The 22,065-nt window shown below is 67.7% G+C and carries 17 protein-coding genes; 6 read left to right on the top strand and 11 right to left on the bottom strand.

The window, feature by feature from the left end:
* The first annotated feature begins 5 nt into the window (after positions 1 to 5).
* The 3 genes from addB to trxA all read left to right on the top strand — a co-directional run bounded on the left by addB (position 6) and on the right by trxA (position 6,752).
* Positions 6 to 2,954, top strand: a complete 2,949-nt coding sequence (gene addB, locus EAH84_RS04070) for a double-strand break repair protein AddB (protein WP_140868064.1) — start codon at positions 6 to 8, stop codon at positions 2,952 to 2,954.
* Positions 2,941 to 6,366, top strand: coding sequence for a double-strand break repair helicase AddA (gene addA / locus EAH84_RS04065; RefSeq protein WP_140868062.1), 3,426 nt, complete (start codon positions 2,941 to 2,943; stop codon positions 6,364 to 6,366). The genes addB and addA overlap by 14 nt, the downstream gene beginning before the upstream one ends.
* A gap of 62 nt (positions 6,367 to 6,428) precedes the next feature.
* Positions 6,429 to 6,752, top strand: a complete 324-nt coding sequence (gene trxA, locus EAH84_RS04060; protein WP_140868059.1) for a thioredoxin TrxA — start codon at positions 6,429 to 6,431, stop codon at positions 6,750 to 6,752.
* Positions 6,753 to 6,754: 2 nt separating this feature from the next.
* Here trxA and EAH84_RS04055 read toward each other — a convergent pair whose 3' ends face one another.
* Complete coding sequence (locus EAH84_RS04055) at positions 6,755 to 7,147, bottom strand: VOC family protein (protein WP_140868056.1); 393 nt, start codon at positions 7,145 to 7,147, stop codon at positions 6,755 to 6,757.
* A 1-nt stretch (position 7,148) separates the two neighbouring features.
* On the bottom strand, positions 7,149 to 8,381 hold the full coding sequence (gene argJ, locus EAH84_RS04050; RefSeq protein ID WP_140868053.1) for a bifunctional glutamate N-acetyltransferase/amino-acid acetyltransferase ArgJ: 1,233 nt from the start codon (positions 8,379 to 8,381) through the stop codon (positions 7,149 to 7,151).
* 144 nt (positions 8,382 to 8,525) lie between these two features.
* Here argJ and EAH84_RS04045 point away from each other — a divergent pair, with 144 nt between their 5' ends.
* Complete coding sequence (locus EAH84_RS04045; protein ID WP_241656448.1) at positions 8,526 to 8,825, top strand: hypothetical protein; 300 nt, start codon at positions 8,526 to 8,528, stop codon at positions 8,823 to 8,825.
* Positions 8,826 to 8,923: 98 nt separating this feature from the next.
* Complete coding sequence (gene secA / locus EAH84_RS04040) at positions 8,924 to 11,668, top strand: preprotein translocase subunit SecA (protein WP_140868050.1); 2,745 nt, start codon at positions 8,924 to 8,926, stop codon at positions 11,666 to 11,668.
* A 74-nt stretch (positions 11,669 to 11,742) separates the two neighbouring features.
* Here the strand turns inward: secA and EAH84_RS04035 are convergent, their stop codons facing one another.
* The 8 genes from EAH84_RS04035 to EAH84_RS04000 form a co-directional block, all read right to left on the bottom strand.
* On the bottom strand, positions 11,743 to 12,342 hold the full coding sequence (locus EAH84_RS04035; RefSeq protein ID WP_140868047.1) for a CC0125/CC1285 family lipoprotein: 600 nt from the start codon (positions 12,340 to 12,342) through the stop codon (positions 11,743 to 11,745).
* 312 nt (positions 12,343 to 12,654) lie between these two features.
* Positions 12,655 to 13,305 (bottom strand): lysophospholipid acyltransferase family protein, encoded by a 651-nt coding sequence (locus EAH84_RS04030; RefSeq protein ID WP_241656447.1) that lies wholly within the window; start codon positions 13,303 to 13,305, stop codon positions 12,655 to 12,657.
* A gap of 67 nt (positions 13,306 to 13,372) precedes the next feature.
* On the bottom strand, positions 13,373 to 13,795 hold the full coding sequence (locus EAH84_RS04025) for a Fur family transcriptional regulator (protein ID WP_140868041.1): 423 nt from the start codon (positions 13,793 to 13,795) through the stop codon (positions 13,373 to 13,375).
* Between the two features lie 56 nt (positions 13,796 to 13,851).
* Positions 13,852 to 14,319, bottom strand: coding sequence for a GNAT family N-acetyltransferase (locus EAH84_RS04020; RefSeq protein ID WP_140868038.1), 468 nt, complete (start codon positions 14,317 to 14,319; stop codon positions 13,852 to 13,854).
* A complete protein-coding gene (tsaB, locus tag EAH84_RS04015; protein WP_140868035.1) occupies positions 14,319 to 14,951 on the bottom strand; it encodes a tRNA (adenosine(37)-N6)-threonylcarbamoyltransferase complex dimerization subunit type 1 TsaB in 633 nt (210 codons plus the stop codon). The genes EAH84_RS04020 and tsaB overlap by 1 nt, the downstream gene beginning before the upstream one ends.
* Before the next feature lie 13 nt (positions 14,952 to 14,964).
* Complete coding sequence (locus tag EAH84_RS04010; RefSeq protein WP_194150354.1) at positions 14,965 to 15,555, bottom strand: malonic semialdehyde reductase; 591 nt, start codon at positions 15,553 to 15,555, stop codon at positions 14,965 to 14,967.
* A complete protein-coding gene (locus EAH84_RS04005; protein ID WP_140868475.1) occupies positions 15,555 to 16,127 on the bottom strand; it encodes a NifU family protein in 573 nt (190 codons plus the stop codon). Before EAH84_RS04005 ends, EAH84_RS04010 begins: the two co-directional genes overlap by 1 nt.
* Before the next feature lie 100 nt (positions 16,128 to 16,227).
* A complete protein-coding gene (locus EAH84_RS04000) occupies positions 16,228 to 17,016 on the bottom strand; it encodes an aspartyl/asparaginyl beta-hydroxylase domain-containing protein (RefSeq protein WP_140868029.1) in 789 nt (262 codons plus the stop codon).
* 256 nt (positions 17,017 to 17,272) lie between these two features.
* Between EAH84_RS04000 and EAH84_RS03995 the strand changes: the two genes are divergently transcribed.
* Entirely contained in the window at positions 17,273 to 20,146 is a 2,874-nt protein-coding gene (locus EAH84_RS03995; RefSeq protein WP_140868026.1) for a M16 family metallopeptidase, read from the top strand.
* Between the two features lie 38 nt (positions 20,147 to 20,184).
* Here the strand turns inward: EAH84_RS03995 and EAH84_RS03990 are convergent, their stop codons facing one another.
* Positions 20,185 to 21,972: an AMP-dependent synthetase/ligase gene (locus tag EAH84_RS03990; protein WP_140868023.1), complete on the bottom strand. Its 1,788-nt coding sequence runs from the start codon at positions 21,970 to 21,972 to the stop codon at positions 20,185 to 20,187.
* Positions 21,973 to 22,065: the final 93 nt, after the last annotated feature.

The following is a 22,065-nucleotide window of genomic DNA, read 5'->3' as shown; positions in this document are numbered from 1 at the left end:
CCCCCGTGGCTGAGGCGCGCGCCGGATCGGTAGCGCCGCGCGTGTTCACCATTCCGGCGCACCGAGCGTTCGCCGATACCTTGGCCCGAGGGCTGATGCGGCAGGCGGGGGACGACCCGCTGGCGCTGGCGCGTGGGCTGATCCTGTTGCCGAACAACCGCGCGGTGCGCGCGATGACCGACGCGTTCGTGCGCGCGAGCGGCGGCGGGTTGCTGCTGCCTCGGCTGGTGCCGCTGGGCAGTCCCGATCTGGGCGAGGCGATCGGCGCGGCGCTCGATCCGGTCGATGCCGACGACCCGCCGCCCCCGGCGATCGCGCCGATGCAGCGGCGGATGATCCTCGCGCGGCTGGTCGGCGAGGAACGCCGCGCGGCGGGGGCACCGGTCGACGCGGCCGAGGCGGTGCGGCTGGCGGGCGAACTGTGCCGCACGCTCGACCAGTTGCTGGTCGAGGAGGTTGCGCCCGCCGCGTTGCGCACGCTCGATCTCGCCCCCGAACTCACCGAACATTGGCAGCGCGCGCTCGCGACCTTTGCGGTGGTGCTCGATCGCTGGCCCGGCGAGTTGGCGCGGCTCGGGCGGATCGATGCCGCGACGCGGCGGATATTGCTGCTCGATCGGCTGGCCGCGCGCTGGCGGGACGCGCCCCCGACCGGGTTCGTCGTCGCGGCGGGCATCACCGATAGCGCCCCTGCGGTCGCGCGGCTGTTGCGGTGCGTCGCCGATTTGTCGACCGGCCAGACGGTGTTCGCGGGGCTCGACCTGGCGCTGGCGGACGAGGAATGGGACGCGCTCGGCCCGCACGATGCCGATCCGACGACGGGGTTCGTCACGCGATCGATCGAGACGCACCCGCAATTCCACCTGAAGCTGTTGCTCGACCGGATGGGCGCCGCGCGCGGCGAGGTACTGGCGTGGCGCGGCGGGTCGGGTCCCGACGCGGGGAGCGCGCGGGGGCGGGCGATCGCCAACGCGCTCGCGCCCGCCGCGTTTACGGGCAAATGGACCGCGCTGAAGGCCGAGGATCGCCGCCTGTCGGAAGTCGAGGCCGCCGAGTTCGCGAGCCCTGCCGAGGAAGCGCAGGGGATTGCGCTGGCGCTGCGCGAGGCATTGGAGACCGAGGGGCGTACCGCCGCGCTCGTCACTCCCGATCGCGGGCTGGCGCGGCGGGTCGCGGCGCATTGCACGCGCTGGGGGATCGCGATCGATGACAGCGCGGGGCGACCGCTGTCGATCCTGCCGCCGGGCACGTTGCTGCTGGCGCTCGCCGAGGCGGCGGCGCAGCGGTTCGCGCCGCTCGCGCTGCTGGCGTTGCTCAAGCATCCGCTGGTGCAGAGCGGCGAGCGACGGCTGGCCTGGCTCGATCAGGTCCGCCGCCTCGATCGCGCGCTGCGCGGGCCGCGCCCCGCGGCGGGGCTTGGCGGGCTCGCCGAGCATCTCGGCAAGGCGGACACCGCGGCGTGGTGGCGCGAGAGCAGCGCAATGTTGGCCCCATTGGAAGCCGCGTTCGGACGGGGCGACCAGCCGCTCGCCGCGATGATCGCGGTGCTGCGCGAGACCGCGGCGGTACTGTGCGGCGACGAGCTATGGGCGGGGCCGGCGGGTCGCGCGGCGTCGGATTTCCTCGCCGATCTCGAGGCGGAAGCGGATCGCGGGCCGCCGCGGATCGACCCCGACGGGGTTGCGCCGCTGCTCCAGACGCTGCTCGCCGAGATCGCGGTGCGCCCGCAGCAGGGCGGGCACCCGCGCCTTGCGATCTACGGGTTGATCGAGGCACGGCTCCAGAGCGCGGATGTGATCATCCTCGGCGGGCTGAACGAGGGGGTGTGGCCGGGAAGGCCTGCGCCCGATCCGTGGCTGGCACCGCGGATTCGCGTCGAACTCGGATTGCCCGGGCTCGACCGCGCGATCGGGGTTGCGGCGCATGATTTCGGCCAGGCGCTTGGTGCACCCGCGGTGCTGATCACGCGTGCGCGCCGCGATGCGTCGTCGCCGACGCTGGCGTCGCGGCTGTGGCTGCGGTTGCAGGCGATGGCGGGCGACCGGTTCGAGCGGGCGCGCGAGATCGAGGCGTGGACGCGCGCGCTCGACGATCCGGGCGAGCATCTCCCAGCCGAGCGCCCCGCGCCGATGCCCGATCACCGCCCGACGCGGATTTCGGTGACCGAGATCGATCGGCTAAAGGCAGACCCCTACGCCTTTTACGCACGGCGCATCCTGGGGCTGATGCCGCTCGACCCGGTCGATGCCGATCCGAGCGCGGCGTGGCGCGGCAATGCGGTCCACGACATCCTCGAACGATGGTGGACCGATCATGCCTGCGCGATCGATGCGCTGCGGCCGCTGGCGCTCGCGATGCTCGGCGACGCCGCGACGCACCCGATGCTGCGCGCGCTGTGGCGGCCGCGGCTGATGGAGGCGATCGACTGGATCGCGACCCGCGTCGCCGACGATGCAGCGGTGGGACGCGTTGTCCTCAGCGCGGAGGGGAAGGGCGAGATCGGAATCGCGGGGGTGACGCTGAGCGGGCGCTATGACCGGGTCGACCGGCTCGCCGACGGCACGCTGGGTATCGTCGATTACAAGACCGGCAAGCCGCCCTCGACCAAGGCGGTGCGCGAGGGGTTCAGCCTGCAGCTCGGGATGCTCGGGTGGATCGCGGAGCAGGGCGGGTTCGACGGGCTGCGCGGCAAGGTCGACGCGTTCGAATATTGGTCGCTGGGACGCAGCAAGGACGGCTTTGGCTATGTCGCGACCCCGGTCGACGCGGACGGCAAGAAGGATCGGATTGTGACCGCCGATTTCACCCGCATCGCGCACGATCGCTTCGTCGAGGCGGCGGCGCGGTGGCTGACCGGCGACGAGCCCTTCACCGCCAAGCTGGTCCCCGAATACGCGCCCTATGCCGAATACGACCAGCTGATGCGCCGCGACGAATGGTATGGCCGTGACTGAGGTTCGTCCGCTTCCCCCGCTGAAGGGCGCGCAACAGGCCGCGAGCGACCCCAATGCGCATGTCTGGCTGTCGGCATCGGCGGGCACCGGCAAGACGCAGGTGCTCGCCGCGCGCGTATTCCGGTTGTTGCTACGCGGGGTCGATCCGTCGGCGATCCTGGCGCTGACCTTCACCAAGGCAGGCGCGGCGGAGATGGCGCAGCGGATCAACGCGCGGCTGGCCGCGTGGGTGCGGATGCCGGGTCCGCAGCTCGCGCGCGATCTCCACGCGCTGGGCGAGCCGGGGCGACCCCAACAGATCAGCGCCGCACGCACTCTGTTCGCCAAGGTGCTCGACGCGCCCGGCGGGGGGCTGCGCATCCAGACGATCCACGGCTTTTGCCAAAGCTTGCTCGCCGCGTTCCCGGTCGAAGCGGGGCTGACCCCGGGATTCCGCCCGCTCGAACCGCGCGAGGAGGCGGTGCTGGCGCGCGAGACGCTGGCGGCGATGCTGAGCGAGGCGGAGGTGACAGGGCGCGAGCGGCCGATCGAGGTGATCGGGGCGCTGAGCTTGAGGATGGGGGAGGGCGGCGCCGAGAGTTTTCTGCGTCAATGCGCGCGATCGCTCACCGCGCTCGAAGAACTGCCGTCGGGAATCCAGCCGTGGTTACGGCGCGCGCTCGATCTGCCGCAGGGCGATGTCGCCGAGGCGGTCGCGGCGGGGTGTGACGCGCTCGATTCCGACGCGATCCGGCGGATCGGCGACGCCAATCGGGTTTGGGCGACCGCAACCGGGGTCGGCCATGCGACGACGATCGACGGGTGGCTCGCGGCGGCCCCCGCGGCGCGCGCGCTGTCGCTCGACGACCTCAAGGGAATCGTCTTCACCGCTAAGAACGAACCGCGCAAGGCGTCGAAGAAGCTGATCGACGCCGATCCCGATTACGAGGCGATGGCGGCGGAAATCGGCGCGGAATGCACCGCGCTGCTCAGCCTCGAACTCCGCGCCGCTTATGCCGACCTGCTCGCGGCGGGGCTCGAGGTCGGGCGCGAATACGCCCGCGCCTATGCCGCGGCGAAGCGGCGCACGGGCGCGGTCGATTTCGACGATCTGATCCAGACCGTCGTCGCGCTGCTCGACCAGCCGGGGATCGGCGAGTGGGTCCGCTACAAGCTCGATTCGGTGACCGAGCATGTGCTGATCGACGAGGCGCAGGATACCAATGCCGCGCAGTGGCGGATCGTGCGCGCGTTGGCGGATGAATTCTTCGTCGGGCGCGGCATCTATGCACCCTCGACGCGGACACTGTTCACCGTCGGCGACTACAAGCAGGCGATCTTTGGATTTCAGGGCACCGACCCGATCAATTTCCAGGCGGCGGAACAGCATTTTGCGGGCCGTGCCGCCGAGATCGAACGCCCCGAGGATTGGCCCGATCACGAGCGCGGGCTGCCGTTCGATCGGCTGTCGTTGACGCAGTCGTTTCGATCGACACGCCCGGTGCTCGAATTCGTCGATGCCGCGGTGGCGGCGGCGGGCGAGCCGGGGCTGGGCGCGGTGGGTGCGATCGAGACGCACGCGTCGGAGGTGCCGGGTCCCGGAATCGTCGAACTCTGGCCGCCCGCGGTCGTCGGCGGCAACGACGAGGACGAAGAGGCGTGGGTCGACGACGCGGTGCGCGAACAGGCGTCGCGCGTCGCGAAAGCGGTGAAGGCGTGGCTCGACGAGGGGCTGATGCTCGGCAGCAAGGGGCGCGCGTTGCGCCCCGAGGATGTGATGATCCTGGTCAAGCGGCGCGGCGATCTCGCGTCGCTGCTCGTGGCGCGGCTCTATGCCGAGGGCGTGCCGGTCGCGGGGGTTGATCGGCTGCGGCTCAATGCGCCGCTGGCGGTGCAGGACCTGCTTGCCGCGATCCGCTTCGTGCTCCAGCCCGACGACGATCTCAGCCTCGCATCGCTGCTGGTGTCGCCGCTGATCGGCTGGACGCAGGACGAACTGATGCACGCCGCGCGGCGCGACCATGGCAGCCTGTGGCGGCATCTGGGGCGGACGCAGGCGGAAGACCGTCTCGCGCCGTTGCGCAGGATGCTGGCGCGCGCGGATTTCGCGACCGCTTATCAGTTCCTCGAAGAGCTGCTGACCGGCGCGATGGACGGGCGACGCAAGCTGATCCGCCGCTTGGGGGCGGAGGCACGCGATCCGATCGAAGAATTGCTCAACGCCGCGCTCGCGTTCGAGACGACCTCGACGCCGTCGCTCCAGCGGTTCCTCGACTGGTTCGACCGCGGCGATGTCGACATCGTCCGCGACGCGTCGGCACCGCTCGACGCGGTGCGGGTGATGACCGCGCATGGCGCGAAGGGCCTGCAGGCGCCGCTGGTCATCCTGGCCGACGCGACCGCCGACCCCAATGCTGCGCCGCGCGCGCTCGTCCAGTGGAGCCCCGAACCCGGCGCGCCGCCGATCCCGATTTTCCGCCCGCGCAGCGCCGAGCGTGGCGGGCCGCTCGACGCCGCGATCGTGGCGATCGAGACTCGCGAATTGGAGGAGCACTGGCGGTTGTTCTACGTCGCCGCGACCCGCGCGGAAGAACGGCTGGTGATCGCAGGGGCGCTGGGGGTTCGCGCGCGGGGGGCCCCGCCGGAAGCCAGCTGGTACGCCGCCGCGTCGCGCGCGTTCGCCGCGCTAGGTGTCGCCGATGCCGATGGCGTGCGCCGCTTCACCGGTGTCGCGCCGACCGATCCGGTGGAACGCGCGCCGCCGCCGCGCCGCGCCGACGAACCGGTCGCGCCCGTCCCGGCGTGGGCGCGCGAGCCCGCGCCGATCGAGGCGCGTCCGTCGCGACCGCTCTCGCCGTCGTCGCTCGGCGAGGATGCGGTGAGCGAGCCGCCGCCGGGGCCTGCCGCGGAGGCCGCGGCGATTCGTGGGCGGTTGATCCACGCGCTGTTCGAAAGATTGCCCCCGGTTGCCTCCGCTGCGCGCGCCAGCGCCGCGGTGCGGTGGCTGGAACAGGCGGGCGGGGTCGACGATCCCGCGGTGCGCGACGCGATCGTGGCGGATGTCCTGGCGGTCATCGACGATCCGCGGTTTGCCGATCTGTTCGGCGACGGCGCGCTGGCCGAAGCCCCGATCGCGGCGACGCTCGGCGATGGCCTGGTCGTATCGGGGACGGTGGACCGGCTGCTCGTCACCGCCGATGTGGTGCGCGTAATCGACTTCAAGACCGGGCGGCGGGTGCCCGCGACGATCGACGACATCCCGCGCTATCACCGGCGCCAGATGGCGGCCTATGCCGCCGCCTTGGGCGTGATCTTTCCCGACCGGCGGATCGAGGCGGCGCTGCTCTACACCGCGGGGCCGCGGCTCCATGTCCTGCCCGCCGCGATGCTGGCCACCGACAAGCCCGGCTTCGCGGCGACGGAGCAAAGCTAGCCGCTCGCCGGTTGAGCCATCGCACCCCCGATCCTAGATAGGATCCGACAAGGAGAAATTTCATGGCGACCAAGCAGATCACCGACGCGAGCTTCGAAACCGACGTTCTCAACGCCGACGGCCCCGTGCTCGTCGATTTCTGGGCGGAATGGTGCGGGCCGTGCAAGATGATCGGGCCGAGCCTCGAAGAGATTTCGAACGAACTCGGCGAACAAGTGACGATCGCCAAGCTCAACATCGACGAAAACCCCGACGCGCCCGGTAAATACGGCGTCCGCGGCATCCCGACGATGATCCTGTTCAAGGACGGTGCGCCCGCGGCAACCAAGGTCGGCGCCGAGCCCAAGGGGCGGATCAAGGCGTGGCTGGAGGGCGAACTCGCCTGACTTCAGGCGATCGTCTCGCTGAACCGCAGTAAATACCCGTCCGGGTCCGCAATCACGAATTGCCGGACCCGGACGGAATCCGCGTCTCGCTGGTACGCATGACGCTCGATCGGCAGCACGATAGTCGTACCTGCGGGGATGGCTTTCCACAGACCGTCGATGGACGTCACAGCGATCTGAAAGCTGACACCGCTACCGCGTGGATGTGAAAGCGGGTGGATTAGGAACGTGCGACCGATGGGCTCCTCGATCATTATCTGCGCGCCGTCACGCTCCAGCATCGCGAAACGCTCGGTCGCGCGGGCGTACAGAATGCTAAATCCAAGCTGGACATAAAAGCTGACGCTGCGGTCGATGTCGTCGACGTATAGCTCCGGGATCAGCGCCGCGGTCACCTCAACTTCGATAATCGGCGTTGATCGAGATGTAGCCATGGGTGAGATCGCACGCCCACACGGTCGCGCGGCCATCGCCTAGGCCCAGGTCGACCCCGATCTCGACCTCATGGCCTGCCAGATGCGCGGCGACGGGGGCTTCGTCGTACTCCTCGACCGCGAGCCCGCCGCGCGCGACCTGGGTTTCGCCGAAGCGGATCGCGAGCCGGTCGCGCTCGGCGGGTTCGCCCGCCTTGCCTACTGCCATCACGACGCGGCCCCAGTTGGCGTCACCGCCCGCGATCGCGGTCTTCACGAGCGGGGAGTTGGCGATGCTCATCGCAACGCGGTGTGCGCTGCGGTCGCTCTCGGCTCCCGTCACCGCGATTTCGATCAGCTTGGTCGCGCCCTCGCCGTCGCGGACGACGAGCATCGCGAGCTGGTGGCACAGATCGGCGAGCGCTGCGCGAAACGCGTCGGCGCCCGGGCTGTCGTCATCGACCAGCGGTGCATTGCCCGCCGCGCCGGTCGCGAAGGCGAGGACGGTGTCGCTCGTCGAGGTGTCGCCGTCGACGGTGATGCACGAAAAGCTGGGGGCGTTGGCGGCGGCGAGCGCTGCTTGGAGGAACCCTGCCTCGACTGCGGCGTCGGTGAAGACGAAGCCGAGCATCGTCGCCATGTCGGGCGCGATCATCCCCGATCCCTTGATGATCCCGACCAAGGTCACGCGGCGACCATCGACGATCGCGCTGGTCGTCGCGCCCTTGGGGTAGGTGTCGGTCGTCCCGATCGTCTCGGCGGCGGCGCGCCAGTCGCATAATTGTGCGGTGAAGGCGGCATCGAGCCCGGCCTCCGCCTTGTCGATCGGCAGCGGCACGCCGATGACCCCGGTCGAGGCAACGAAGACGTTCGATGGCTGGCAGCCGAGCTGCCCCGCGGTGCGCGCCGCGATCGCTTCCACCGCGGCGCGCCCCCGCTGGCCGGTGAAGGCGTTCGAATTGCCCGCATTGACGATGAGCGCGCGAGCCTGGCCAAGCGTCAGCGCCTTGCGGCACCATTCGACCTCGGGGGAGGGACATTTGCTTTGCGTTAGCACGCCGGCGACGGTCGTGCCCTCGGCCAGCGTCGCGAAGGTGAGGTCGCACCGGTTCCAGTCCTTGTAACGCGCGCGGGCGACCCGGAGTTCGACACCCCCGACCGCGGGCAGATCGGGGAACGCGGGGGGCGCGAGCGGGGAGCGGCTGGTGTCGGTCATGCCCCGCGCTATAGGGGGTTGGGGTAGCGGGGGAAATATCGGTGACGGTGGGCAGTGACGGATAACCGGTGCCGGTCCTGTCGCTGCGTGCCGTCTAGTGAACCGTCACTGCCGCTGCCTTCCTGCGACGCTGGGTGCTTTGGCGTGGACGAACCGCGTAGCAGTGCCTATGTCGGCGGGATCGTGAACCTGCTGCTCCTCCTTTCCGCGCTGCTGTCGGCGCTGACCGGCGTCTCGTCGGGGGCGCGCGTCGCCGCGGAGCCTGCGGCGATCAGTCATCGGCTGGCGGATCCCGCCCCGGCGTCGGTCGCGGTGGCGCGGGCGGCGGCGCGGCCCGATCACGCGGTCGCCACGATGGTCGATGTCGCGGCGATGGCGCTGGGGCTTCCTCGTTTCGCGCTCGTGCCCGCCGCAACGCTGTTGACCAACCGCCGCCGCGAATAGCGCTTCGGTCGCGGGGCTATCGCCCCGCTGCTCCACCTTTTTCACGTTCGCTGCGCCCGCGTCGGCGCGCGCCGTCATATAAATATAGGAATTCGCCCATGTTCGGTGGCCTCGCCAAATCCTTGTTCGGTTCGTCGAACGATCGCTACGTCAAATCGCTCAACCCCCTGGTGGCGAAAGTCGCGACCTTCGAGCCTGCGCTGCAGGCGATGGACGATGCGACGCTGGCCAACCAGACCGTGGTGTTTCGCGAGCGGATCGCCAATGGCAGCACGCTCGACGATCTGCTGCCCGAAGCCTTCGCGACGGTGCGGGAAGCCGCGAGCCGCGTGCTTGGCCAGCGACATTACGATGTCCAGATGGTCGGCGGGATCGTCCTCCACCGCGGTGAGATCGCGGAGATGCGGACCGGCGAGGGCAAGACGCTGGTCGCGACGCTCGCGACCTATCTCAACGCGCTGCCGGGCGACGGCGTCCACGTCATCACCGTCAACGATTACCTCGCCGCGCGCGATGCCGACTGGATGGGGCAGGTCTACAAGTTCCTGGGGCTGACCGTCGGGGTCATCATCCCCAACCTGACCGACGAACAGCGCCGCGATGCCTATGCCGCCGACATCACCTACGGCACCAACAATGAATTCGGCTTCGATTATCTGCGCGACAACATGAAGTACGAGCGCGCGTCGATGGTCCAGCGGCCGTTTGCGATGGCGATCGTCGACGAGGTCGATTCGGTGCTGATCGATGAGGCTCGCACCCCGCTGATCATCTCCGGCCCGACCGACGACAAGTCCGAACTCTATCTCCAGGTCGATGCGGTCGTGAAACAGCTCGACGAGATCGATTACGAGAAGGACGAGAAGCAGAAGTCGATCATCCTGACCGAGGACGGCACCGAGAAGGTCGAGCGGATGCTCGAGGCAGCCGGGCATCTGGAGGGGCAGAATCTCTACGATTTCGAGAACACTCAGGTCGTCCACCATCTCAACCAGGCGCTGCGCGCGAACATGATGTTCAAGGCGGACACCGATTATATCGTCAAGGACGGCAAGGTCATCATCATCGACGAATTCACCGGGCGGATGATGGACGGGCGGCGCTGGTCCGACGGGCTCCACCAGGCGGTCGAAGCGAAGGAGGGCGTCGAGATCGAGCCCGAGAACCAGACGATGGCGTCGATCACCTTCCAGAATTATTTCCGGATGTACCCCAAGCTGTCGGGGATGACCGGCACCGCGGCGACCGAGGCGGCGGAATTCTACGACATCTACAAGATGAACGTCGTGTCGATCCCGACCAACGTCCCCGTCAAGCGGGTCGACGAGGAGGATGAATTCTACAAGGACAAGCACGACAAGTTCCGCGCGATCGCCAAGAAGATCCGCGAGCATGCGCTGAAGGGACAGCCCGTGCTGGTCGGGACGGTCTCGATCGAGAAATCGGAGCTGCTGTCGCAATTCCTCGTCCAGGAGGATGTCGACCACAAGGTGCTCAACGCGCGCTACCACGAGATGGAAGCGCACATCGTCGCGCAGGCGGGGCGCAAGTCCGCGGTGACGATCGCGACCAACATGGCGGGACGCGGCACCGATATTCAGCTGGGCGGCAACCCCGAATTCCGGATGCTCGACGAGTTCCCCGAATTCGTCCCCGGCACCCCCGACTATGCCGCGCAAATCGAGCAGGTACGCGCCGAGATCGTCGTCGAAAAGGCCGAGGTGCTCGCCGCTGGCGGGCTGTTCGTGCTCGGCACCGAACGCCATGAGAGCCGCCGGATCGACAACCAGCTGCGCGGGCGGTCGGGGCGCCAAGGCGATCCCGGGCTGTCGCGCTTCTACCTCAGCCTCGACGACGATCTGCTGCGTATCTTCGGCCCCGACACCCTGTTTGCCAAGATGATGCGCAACAACATCGAGGACGGCGAGGCGATCGGGTCGAAGTGGCTGACCAAGGCGATCGAGACCGCGCAGAAGAAGGTTGAGGCGCGCAACTACGACATCCGCAAGCAGGTCGTCGAATATGATGATGTGATGAACGATCAGCGCAAGGTGATCTATGAACAGCGCGCCGACATCATGGACGCCGATGCGGTGAGCGATTTCGTCGAGGACATGCGCGCCGAGACGGTGAACGTCATCGTCGGCGAGGCATGCCCGGTAGGCAGTTATCCCGAACAATGGAACGTTGCGGGGATGAAGGAGCAGCTGGTCGAGGTGCTCAACCTCGATTGCCCGGTCGACGCGTGGCTGGAGGAAGAGGCGATCGATCCCGAGCTGGTCGAGCAGCGCGTCCGCGAAGCCGCCGATGCGATGGTCGGCGAGAAGGCCGCCAGTCTCGAGCCCGACACCTGGATCCAGGTCGAAAAGTCGATCCTGCTGCAGAATCTCGACCATCACTGGAAGGAGCATCTGGCGACGCTCGATGCGCTACGCCAGGTCGTCCATCTGCGCGCCTATGCGCAGAAGACGCCGATCAACGAATATAAGCAGGAGGCGTTCAGCCTGTTCCAGCGGATGCTCGATTCGATCCGGCTCGACGTGACCAAGACGATCGCGCACGCGCAATTCCAGCTGCAGATGCCGACCGAGCTTCCCGAGCTGCCCGATTTCATCACCACCCATTTCGACCCGTTCACCGGCGAGGACAATTCGGCGGATATCGATGCGGGGTCGCTGGGACTGATTTCGAGCCAGTTGCCGCCGCTGCAGATGCCGCGCCCCGACGCGGTCGACATGGGCGAGGACCCCGCCGACTGGGAAGGCCGGGTCAACCGCAATGCGCCGTGTCCGTGCGGATCGGGACGCAAGTACAAACATTGTCACGGCGCGGTCACCGCCTGACATCGGCATGCGAAAAGGCCGGGCTACCTCGCGGTAACCCGGCCTTTCTTTTTCGTCGACGTCGGCCTGCGGCGTTACTTCGGCAGGATGATGCTCGGCCCGATGCTGTCGACGACCTTGCGGGCGTCGAAGGCGCGCAGGTTGTCGCGCGGGATCGGCCCCTTGCGCATCACGATTTCGGCCGTCGCATCGTAGCGATCGATGGTGCGGACATCGAAGTCGTCGAATCCGCCAAAACCGCCATACCCGCCATAGCCGAAGCCACCGCCGAATCGGCGCCAGCCATAACCGCGACCGTAGAAGTTCCACGACGGACCCCAATAGCCGCCAAACCCGCCATAGCCCCAACCGGGGCCGCCGATACCGGTCGAATAGGTGCGCGATTGCAAATCGGTGTTGCGATCCGCCATCACGAAATAATCATAGCCGTTTTGCAGGGTCAGCTCGGCTGCGTGGAAGAACAGATAGCGTTCGACGGTATCGCGCGAGGTAACGCTGTTGCCCGCAAAGCTGACCAGGAAATGCCCGGGCTCGATCTGACGCTCGCTATAACCGGTGCGCGAAAAGCCTTGTCCGGTGGCGGGACGATAGGTGGTTTCGGTCGCGCAGCCCGCGACCATCAACGTGCTCGCAGCCAGCGCCGCGACGATAGCCTTGCGGCCTAGATGCATCATGCTCGTCTCCATTTCGCGGTTCAGCCCGCGCTTATGCTCGGTATAACCCATGATGATGGAACGAGCGATGAACGAGATGGCTCCGTAATGATATTATGGCCGTATTTTAATGATTTGGCCGATAAACTTTTCGCTCATCCGATAAGCCGACGCACGATGGCGCGCCGATGCGGTTGGCCGTGACTGTCCGAGAGGTAGACAGCCCGCCACCGACCGATCGCCATGGACGTGACGCGGCGGCGCCGGTTCTTATTCCGCCGTCGCGCCGATCGACGCGCGACGGTCTCCCCCCCCCCCCGCGAGCGGGCAGGATCAGCGCGTCTCGATCCGGCGTCGCGCTTCGGCGGCGATCGCCTTGCGGCCGTCGAACGTGGCAGGATCGAAGGGTTCGCAGAAATGGAGGATCGTGGGGAACGAGCCGGAGCGTCGCAGGACGCGGGTGGCGTTGACCTGGCCGGGTTCGTCGCCGAGCCACGCGAGGTCGCTCATCGCATCGCCGTAATCGATCCGGATCGGCTGGACCATGACGCCGGTCGGGGGGGTGTCGAGCACCTCGAACAGCGAGGCCTTGAACGGCAGCAGCGTGGTGCCATCGCCCGTCGTGCCTTCGGGAAACAACGTGACCGGCCAGGCCTGCGCGAGCGCGGCGCGGAGTTGGTCGATCTGCGCGGCGATGCCGAGCCGATCCTCGCGGGAGACGAAAATGGTATGGTTGAGCGTACACAGCCAGCCGACCAGCGGAACGCTGCGCAAATCGGATTTGGCGACGAAGGCGCTGCCGGTGGTGCCGGCGATCACGAGGATGTCGACCCAGCTCTGGTGGTTCGATACAAACACAACGTCGCGGCGCAGCGGCGTACCGATCACTCGGGCGCGCGCGCCGACGATTCGCGCGACGAGGCCCAGGAACAAGCGCGGCCACGGACTGGTGAGGCGGAACAGCCGCCACACCCCGTGGAGCACGAGCGCCGCGACCAGGGTGGCGACCAGCGCCGCGATTCGGAAGGTGAAGCGGACGGCGCCGATCGCGTCAGTCCTTGCGGCTGAGCGCGACGCCGTAGAGTTCCATGCGGTGATCGACGAGGCGGAAGCCGAGTTTCTCGGCGATCGCCTTTTGCAATTGTTCGAGTTCGGGATCGACGAATTCGGTTACCTTGCCGGTCTCGACATCGATCAGGTGATCGTGGTGCGATTCAGGCGAGGGTTCGTAGCGCGAGCGCCCGTCGCCGAAATCGTGGCGATCGAGAATCCCCGCCTCTTCGAACAGCCGGACGGTGCGATACACCGTCGCGATCGAGATGCCGGGATCGATCGCGGAGGCGCGCTCATAGACCTTTTCGACATCGGGGTGGTCTTCGGCTTCGGACAGGACGCGCGCGATGACGCGGCGCTGTTCGGTGATGCGCAGCCCCTTTTCATTGCACAGCGCTTCGAGATCGATCTTGCGGGCCATGCCCCCATGTAGGCGCGATCGCTTGTTGCGAAAAGTGCTATCGATTCGCAGGAAGCTCAGAGCGGCTTGCGAAAGGTGTGCGCGTCGTAAGCCTGCCCTTGCGCGCCGCGATAATAGCCGCGCCGTTCGCCGACCTTGGTGAAGCCGTGCGCGGTGTAGAGGGCAATCGCGTCATTGCCCGCGCGCACCTCGAGATGAAAATCCTTGACCCCGTTCGCGGCACATTCGCCCGAAACCGCGCGCAGCAACGCGGTGCCGACCCCGCGACGGCGAAAGCCGGGCGCAACCGCGAGGAGCAGCAGTTCCGCCTCGTCCGCCACGCTGCGGATCAGCGCGAAGCCCGCGGCCGCGTCGTCGACCGTCGCGAGCGTGAGGCGGACGCCGGGCATCGCGATCACCCCCATGCATTGCCCGCGGGTCCAGGCCTCGCCGTAGCGCGGTTCGAACGCGGCGGTCATCAGCGTCTCGACGATTGCGATGTCGCGCGCGTCGCCGGTGCGCAGCGTGATCGTGCGCGTCGCCATCACGGCACCACGCCGCCAGGCAGCTTCGCATCGGGCGCGCGGCCGTAGATCGGGGTGGGGGGCAAGGGTTCGTCGGCGAGCAGGATCGCATCGGCAGCGTCGGGGAGTACCTCCTCGGCATCGATCGCCGGATCGAGCGCGAGCAGGCGGTGGACGCCGTTGCCGACCGCGGGCCGCGGGCCGAGCAGCGCGAGCGCCGCCGCGGGTTGGCGCGAGGCGAGGGGCGTGATCGCACGGGCCCCGGGGGTATCAGCGTTGGGCGCGAACAGTTGCATGAAGACCTCGCCATGCCCGCCCTCCAGCACGACCGCAAGTTCGGACAGATCGCGCCGTGCGAACCCGGCGGCCGCAATCAGCGTGACGCTGGAATAACCGGTTGCGGCCACTCCCCAGCCCAGCGCCAATCCGCGCGCCGCGGCGATCCCGACGCGGACCCCGGTAAAGCTGCCCGGCCCGACATCGACGAGGATGCGCGCCGCGCGACCGCCGTCGGGCAGCTCGGCGATCATTGGAATGAGCCGTTCGGCATGCCCGCGCCCGACGATGTCATGCGCGCGAGCGAGCACCCGGCCCGAATCGATGAGTGCGACCGAACAGGCGGCGGTGGCGGTGTCGATGACGAGCGTCCTCATCGCGCGGGCGACGTCAGGCGATCGAATTGAACTTGGCGAAGGCGGGGCGTGGCGACCGGTCGAAGATCGTCGCGGGGTCGCCGTGGCCGAGCGTCGAGATGAAGTTGACCCGGACCCGTGGCGTGTCGGCGAAGAACGCGGCGTTGATCTTGTCGGCATCGAACCCCGACATCGGCCCGGTGTCGAGCCCGAGCGCGCGCGCCGCCATGATCAGATACGCACCCTGGAGGGAGGAATTGCGGAACGCCGATTCCTTGCGGAGATCCTCATTGCCCTCGAACCAGGATTTGGCATCGGCGTGGGGGAAGAGTTCGGGCAAATGTTCGTGGAAGTCGATGTCCATTCCGATCACGACCGACACTGGCGCCTTCAGCACCTTGGGCGCGTTCTGCGCCGAGCAGCAGTCAGCGAGTCGCTGCTTGGCGTCGTCGCTGACGCACCACATCAGCCGCGCGGGCAGCTGGTTGGCGCTGGTCGGCCCCATCTTCATCAGATCCCAGATCGCGTGGAGATCGGCTTCGGAAACGGGATCGGCGGTGTAGCCATTATAGGTTCGCGCCTGGCGAAAGAGCGTGTCGAGCGCAGCGTCGTCAATCGGCGCCATCAAACCGCCCGCACTTCGGTGACTTCGGGGACATAGTGGCGGAGCAATTGTTCGATCCCGTTCTTCAACGTCGCGGTCGACGATGGGCAGCCCGCGCAGGCGCCGTGCATCGCGAGGAACACCTTGCCCTTGTCGAAGCCGCGATAGACGATGTCGCCGCCGTCGTTGGCGACCGCGGGGCGGACGCGGGTGTCGATCAGTTCGCGGATCTGCGCGATGATTTCCGCATCGGCGGGATCGTCGGTCGACAGCGGCCCGTCGCTTGGCACCGAGAAGCTGGCCGCACCCGGGCGGAACAATGGCATGTTGGCGCTGAAATGATCGAGCAGGATCGCGAGCACGTCGGGTTTCAGCCCCGGCCACGACACGCCGGGCGCGGCGGTGACCGAGATGAAGTCGCTGCCGAAGAATACGCCGGTCACGTCGCCCAAGTTAAAGATCGCCTCCGCCAGCGGGCTCGCCTCCGCCTCTTCGGGGGTGGCGAAGTCGCGCGTGCCGCTGGTCATGACCGGGCGACCGGGCAAGAACTTCAGCGTGGCGGGGTTGGGCGTGGGCTCGGTTTCGATCAGCATGGACGACATGTGGCGTGCCGCTGGGCGGGGATCAAGCGGTGCGGTGAAGAGCGCAGCCCGAACAGCATTTCTCTCTCGCAAACGGGGAGGATTTGGGGTGTCAGGCGTCGAGTTGCTTCACTGCGGCGTTCCAGCTCGAGATGTTGTCGCGTGCTTCTTGGACGAACGCCGATTTGCGGACGACGTGGAGGAACTTGTCCGCGATCCAACGGCCGGGATTGCGCAAGGGGCGTTCGAACTGGATCAACAGGACGACGCGGGTGCCCGCGGTGTCGTTCCACACTTCGTGTTGATAGGTGTCGTCGAACACCAAAGTCTCGCCTTCGGCCCAGCGCACGATCCGATCGTGGACGCGCATCCGGACATCGCCGTCGCGCGGCACGATCAGCCCGAGGTGGCAGGTGATCAGCCCCTTGGTGACGCCGCGATGCGCGGGGATGTGGGTGCCGGGCGCCAGGATCGAGAAAAACGCGCTGTTAAGCCCGGGAATCGCCTCGACGATTTTCTGCGTCTTGGGGCAGCGCGCGAGGTTTTCGTCGATCGGATAGCCATAGCCCCACAGGAAGAACGACCGCCATTTGTTGACCTCCGCGATCGAGCGGTGGTCGGGGCTGATCGTCGCGAGGCTCGGCGATGCCTCGCCCCGGAGAGCGACCGCGGTCGCCTCGTCGCGGATCGTTTCCCAGTTCGCGCGCAGCGCCTGGGTCCAGGCGAAATCGCGGACGTCGAGGACGGGATCGTTCGACACCAGCGACGACGACGCGATCATCCGGTCGAACGCCCCGCGCAGATGCTTGCCGAAGCGGATGATGAACGGGCGGTTCTTGTCGGCTGCCATTTTCGCGCCGGGTTGCGGTGCGCCTGAGATCACGTTGAGATCGGGGACCATCAGCGGTCCGGGGTTGGCTTGGTCGACGGGAGCCGCTGCACCGTCTCTGCCGGAATTCCGCCACATTGTCTGACTGTTCGTCATCGTCATCTCAACCGTCATTGCTATCGTCCATGTCGCCGACTCGGCCCGGATGGCGTGCTGCGCCGCAGCGTCACGATTCCAGGGTCCAGTTCGGTAACAACCCCGCTACCCGCATTCTGGGTCCAAATAATGGCCGTGCGTGGCGGACATCGGCACGCTAGAGGGAGCAGCTATGTCTTTTCGTTCCCGTGCGTTCGCACCCTTCATCTTCCTGGCGCTGGCATCCCCGATTGCTGGCCAGTCCCTCCGCCAGGCAGTCCCCACCGCGACCGCCGCGGCGCGGGTTCCGGTCGATACCTCGGCGTGGCTCTACAAGGGCAGCGACCTGCCGCACGATCCGGCGTGGCAGTTCGGCACGCTTCCCAACGGCCTGCGCTATGCGGTGCGCAAGAACGGGGTCCCGCCGGGGCAGGTGTCGATTCGGGTGCGGATCGACGCGGGTTCGCTCGAGGAGACCGAAAGCCAGCGCGGGTTCGCGCATTTCATCGAGCATCTGTCGTTCCGGGGCAGCGAATATGTCCCCGACGGCGAAGCGAAGCGCGTCTGGCAGCGGTTCGGCGCGGCGTTCGGGTCGGACACCAACGCGCAGACCAGCCCGACCCAGACGGTGTACAAGCTTGACCTGCCATCGGCGACCCAAGCGACGCTGGATGAGAGCATCAAGATCCTGTCGGGGATGATGGAACAGCCGGTCATCAGCGATGCCTCGGTCGCCGCCGAGCGCCCCGTGGTGCTTGCCGAACAGCGCGAACAGCCCGGGCCGCAGGTGCGGTTCGGCAACGCGCTCAACCAGTTGTTCTTCGCGGGGCAGCCGCTCGCCGACCGCTCGCCGATCGGCAATATCACGACGCTGGAGGCCGCGACCGGCGACAGCGTGCGGGCGTTCCACGATCGCTGGTACCGCCCGTCGCGCGCGGTCGTGATCATTTCGGGCGACATGGACCCGGCGCTGTTGTCGAGCCTGATCGTCAAGCATTTCGCGGGCTGGCAGGGCAAGGGCGCCGAACCCCCGGTCGACCCCGATTTCGGTACCCCCGACGCGACCAAGCCGGTCGCCGCGTCGATCGTCGAGCCCGGGCTGCCGCCGCTCGTCCTGATGGGGGTGCTCAGGCCCTGGCATTTCAACAACGACACCGCGATCTTCAACCAGACGCGGATGATCGACGTGATCGCGACCAAGGTGATCAGCCGACGGCTCGAACGCCGCGCGCGCGCGGGCGCAAGCTATGTTCAGGCGGGGGTTGATATCGACGACCGGTCGCGATCGGCGAACATCACCAGCGTCACGATTCTGCCGGTCGGCGATCAATGGGAACAGGCGCTGAAGGATGTGCGCGCGGTGATCGCCGATGCCAAGGCGGCACCGCCGACGCAGGTGGAGATCGACCGCGAATATGCGGATTACGACGCCGCGCTGAAGGCCGCGGTGCAGACCGCCACGATCGAGGCGAGCGCCAAACAGGCCGACGACATGGCGGGCGCGCTCGACATCCGCGAGACCGTGACCGCGCCACAGTTCCAGTACGACATCCTGACCCAGGCCAAGAACAAACATATGTTCACCCCCGCGACGGTGTTCGCGGCGACCAAGAAGATCTTCGACGGCGTCGCGACCCGCGCGATCGTCAACACCCGGACGCTCGAACCGCGGACGACCGAGCGGCTGACCGCGGCGCTCAATGCGGACGTCACCGGGCTGGCGGGCAAGCGCAACGCGCAAGGCGCGGTCGACATGTCGAAACTGCCCGCGCTCGGCACCCCCGGCACGGTCGTGTCGCGCGCGCCGGTCGACGGGCTGCCTGCCGAACAGGTGGTGTTTTCGAACGGGGTTCGCCTGCTGCTGTTTTCCAGTCCCGAGGAGGCGGGGCGGGTGTTCGTCAAGGTCCGGTTCGGCGGCGGCTACAACGCGCTGCCCGCCGACCGGCGCAGCGCCGCCTGGGCGGGCGACCTCGCGCTGATGGAAGGCGGGATCGGCAATTTGGGGCAGAACGACATCGACCAGCTGACCGCGGGGCGTCGGCTCGCGCTCGATTTCGGGATGGACGACGATGCGTTCTCGATGGCGGCACTGTCGTCGCCGCAGGATTATGCCGACGAGCTGACGCTAATGGCCGCGAAGCTGGCGCACCCGCGCTGGGACGCCGCGCCGATCGCGCGCGCCAAGGCGGCGGCGTCGGCGGCGATCGCGGGCTATGACGCCTCCGCCGACGGGGTGTTGAGTCGCGACCTCGAAGGATTGCTCCACGCCGGCGATCCGCGCTGGACGACACCGGACCAGGAGGCGATCGACGCGCTGACCCCGGCGAGTTTTCGCGCACTATGGGAGCCGCTGCTCGCGTCGGGGCCGATCGAGGTCGACGTGTTCGGCGACGTCAAGCCCGACGCGGTGATCGCCGCGGTCGCCAAGAGCTTCGGCGCGATCCCGCCGCGCATCGCCGCAACCGGCCCGGTCCCGCCGGTCCGCTTCCCTGCGCACGCTGCGACGCCGGTCACGCGGTATCACAGCGGTGCGGCGAACCAGGCCGAAGCGCTGATCGCGTGGCCGACCGGCGCGGGGATGGCGGATTATGCCGAAAGCCGACGCCTCGATATCCTGGCGCTCGTGTTCAGCGACCGGCTGTTCGAAAAGATGCGCCAGGCCGCGGGCGCGAGCTACAGCCCGGGCGTGTCGAGCCAGTGGCCCAAGGGGCTGCCCGGCGGAGGGCGGCTGGTGGCCATGAGCCAGGTCGCGCCCGCCAACGTGCCGCTGTTCTTCAGGATGGCGCGCGACATCGCGGCGGACCTCGCCAAGAACCCGGTCACCGAGGATGAGCTCAACCGCGTCAAGGGCCCGCTGATCCAGCAGATTCAGCGCGCGGCGTCGAGCAGCGCGTTCTGGCTGCAGCAGATGTCGGGCGGCACCTATGATCCGAGCCGGATCGCGGTGACGCGTGCGATCGGCACCGATTATAACGGGGTGACACCCGCGGTGCTCCAGCAGACCGCGGCGACATATCTGGTGCCCGGCAAGGACTGGACGATGGTGGTGCTGCCCAAGGCGAAATAGGCGCGAAAGATGCGCGGGCGACGCTCCTCCCTCGCCCGCTACCCTTTGTAGAGCGCGTCGAGTCGTTCGCCGTACACCTGTTTCAGCACGTGGCGGCGGATCTTGAGGCTCGGCGTCAGTTGTTCGTTTTCGATCGTGAACGGCGCGTCGGCGAGGATGAAGCGGCGGATGCGTTCGGTGACGGTGAGATCCTTGTTCACCGCCTCGATCGCGTGGCCGATCGCGGTGCGATAGCCGCTATTCTGCGCGAGCTTCGCGAAATCGCAACGGTCGCCGTTCGCCGCGCACCATTCCTGGGTCCATTCGGGATCGGGGACGACCAGCGCCACCATATGCGGACGGCGATCGCCCGCGATCATCGCCTGCGCGATTTCGGGGCGTAGCGTCAGCATCCCTTCGACCTTCTGCGGCGCGACGTTGTCGCCCTTGTCGTTGATGATCAGATCCTTCTTGCGATCGGTGATCTTGATCCGACCCTTCTGGTCGATGATCCCGATGTCGCCGGTGTGAAGCCAGCCGTCCTTCAGCACGCGCGCGGTTTCGGCGTCGTTGCGCCAATAACCGTGCATCACGAGCTCGCCGCGGACGAGGATTTCGCCATCGTCGGCGATGCGGACCTCGGTCTCGACCAATGGCGGGCCGACGGTGTCCATCCGGATGCCCGCCGACGGGCGGTTGCACGAGATGACGGGGGCGGCCTCGGTCTGGCCATAGCCCTGGAGCAAGGTCAGTCCGATCGAATGGAAGAAGTTGCCGATGTCGGGGTTGAGCGGCGCACCGCCCGACACCATCGCCTTCAGCCGGCCGCCGAATTTGGTCGCGATCTTCGGCTTGAACAGCCGATCGACCACGAGCTTCATCGGGCGATCGACCAGCCGCAGCGTGCCGTCGTCCTCGCGGATGCCGATGGCGAGCGCACGGCCGAGCAGTTTCTGGCCGAGCCCGCCCTGTTTCTCGATCCCCTTGGTGATCCGCGTCCGCAGCACCTCGAACAGGCGGGGGACGACGACCATGATCGTCGGGCGGGTTTCCTCGATATTGGCGGCGAGCTTGTCGAGCCCCTCGGCATAATAGATCTCGGCGCCGAGCCCGATCGGGAAATGCTGCCCGCCGGTATGTTCGTAAGCGTGGCTCAAGGGCAGGAACGACAGAAAAACCTCATCGCCCCAGCCGAAATCCTCCGAAATGACGGTGCAGCAACCGTTGACGTTGTGGAGGATCGCGCCGTGATGCTGCATCACCCCGCGCGGCGCGCCGCCGGTGCCGCTGGTGTAGATGATGCAGGCGAGATCATCGCGCGCGAAGGTCGCCGCGGCGGCGGTGTCGGCGACACTGGCGGGATGCTGGTCGATCAGCGCGTGCCAGCGGTGGAACGGCATCCCCGCGGGGGCGCGCATGTCGTCGATCGCGATGACCTGCGGCGACTGGCTCGAGCGCAGGATTGCTTTCATCACGGTGGCGCCGAGCTTGGCGCTCGACACGATCACCGCACACGCGCCCGAATTTTCGATGATGTGGACGTGATCGCGTTCGGTGTTGGTGATGTAGGTCGGCACCGTGATGCAGCCTGCGGCCATGATCGCAAGATCGCTGATGCACCATTCGGGGCGGTTCTCCGCGACCAGCATCACGCGGTCGCCGGGGTCGAGGCCGATCGCCTTCAGCGCGGCGGCGAGGCTCGCGACCTGTTGCGCGGCATCGGACCAGCTGGTCGAGATCCACGCGCCGTCGCGCTTCGTCCAGAGGAATGGGGCGTCGCCCTTGGCGGCGGCGCGCGCGAAGAACATCGCGACGAGGTTCGGGAAATGTTCGAGGCTACGCGGCATGTTATCCTCTCATGGCCGCCCGTTGCGGGCGCGCCGTTCACGATGCGACACCATGCCACCCTTCCGGCGGGAGAGGGAAGGGGCCCGCTGCCG

This window comes from Sphingomonas oligophenolica (genome assembly GCF_006438955.1).
Taxonomy (GTDB): domain Bacteria; phylum Pseudomonadota; class Alphaproteobacteria; order Sphingomonadales; family Sphingomonadaceae; genus Sphingomonas; species Sphingomonas oligophenolica_A.
The sequence above is the reverse complement of the archived record's forward strand: the minus strand, read 5'-3'. Positions and strand labels throughout refer to the sequence as shown.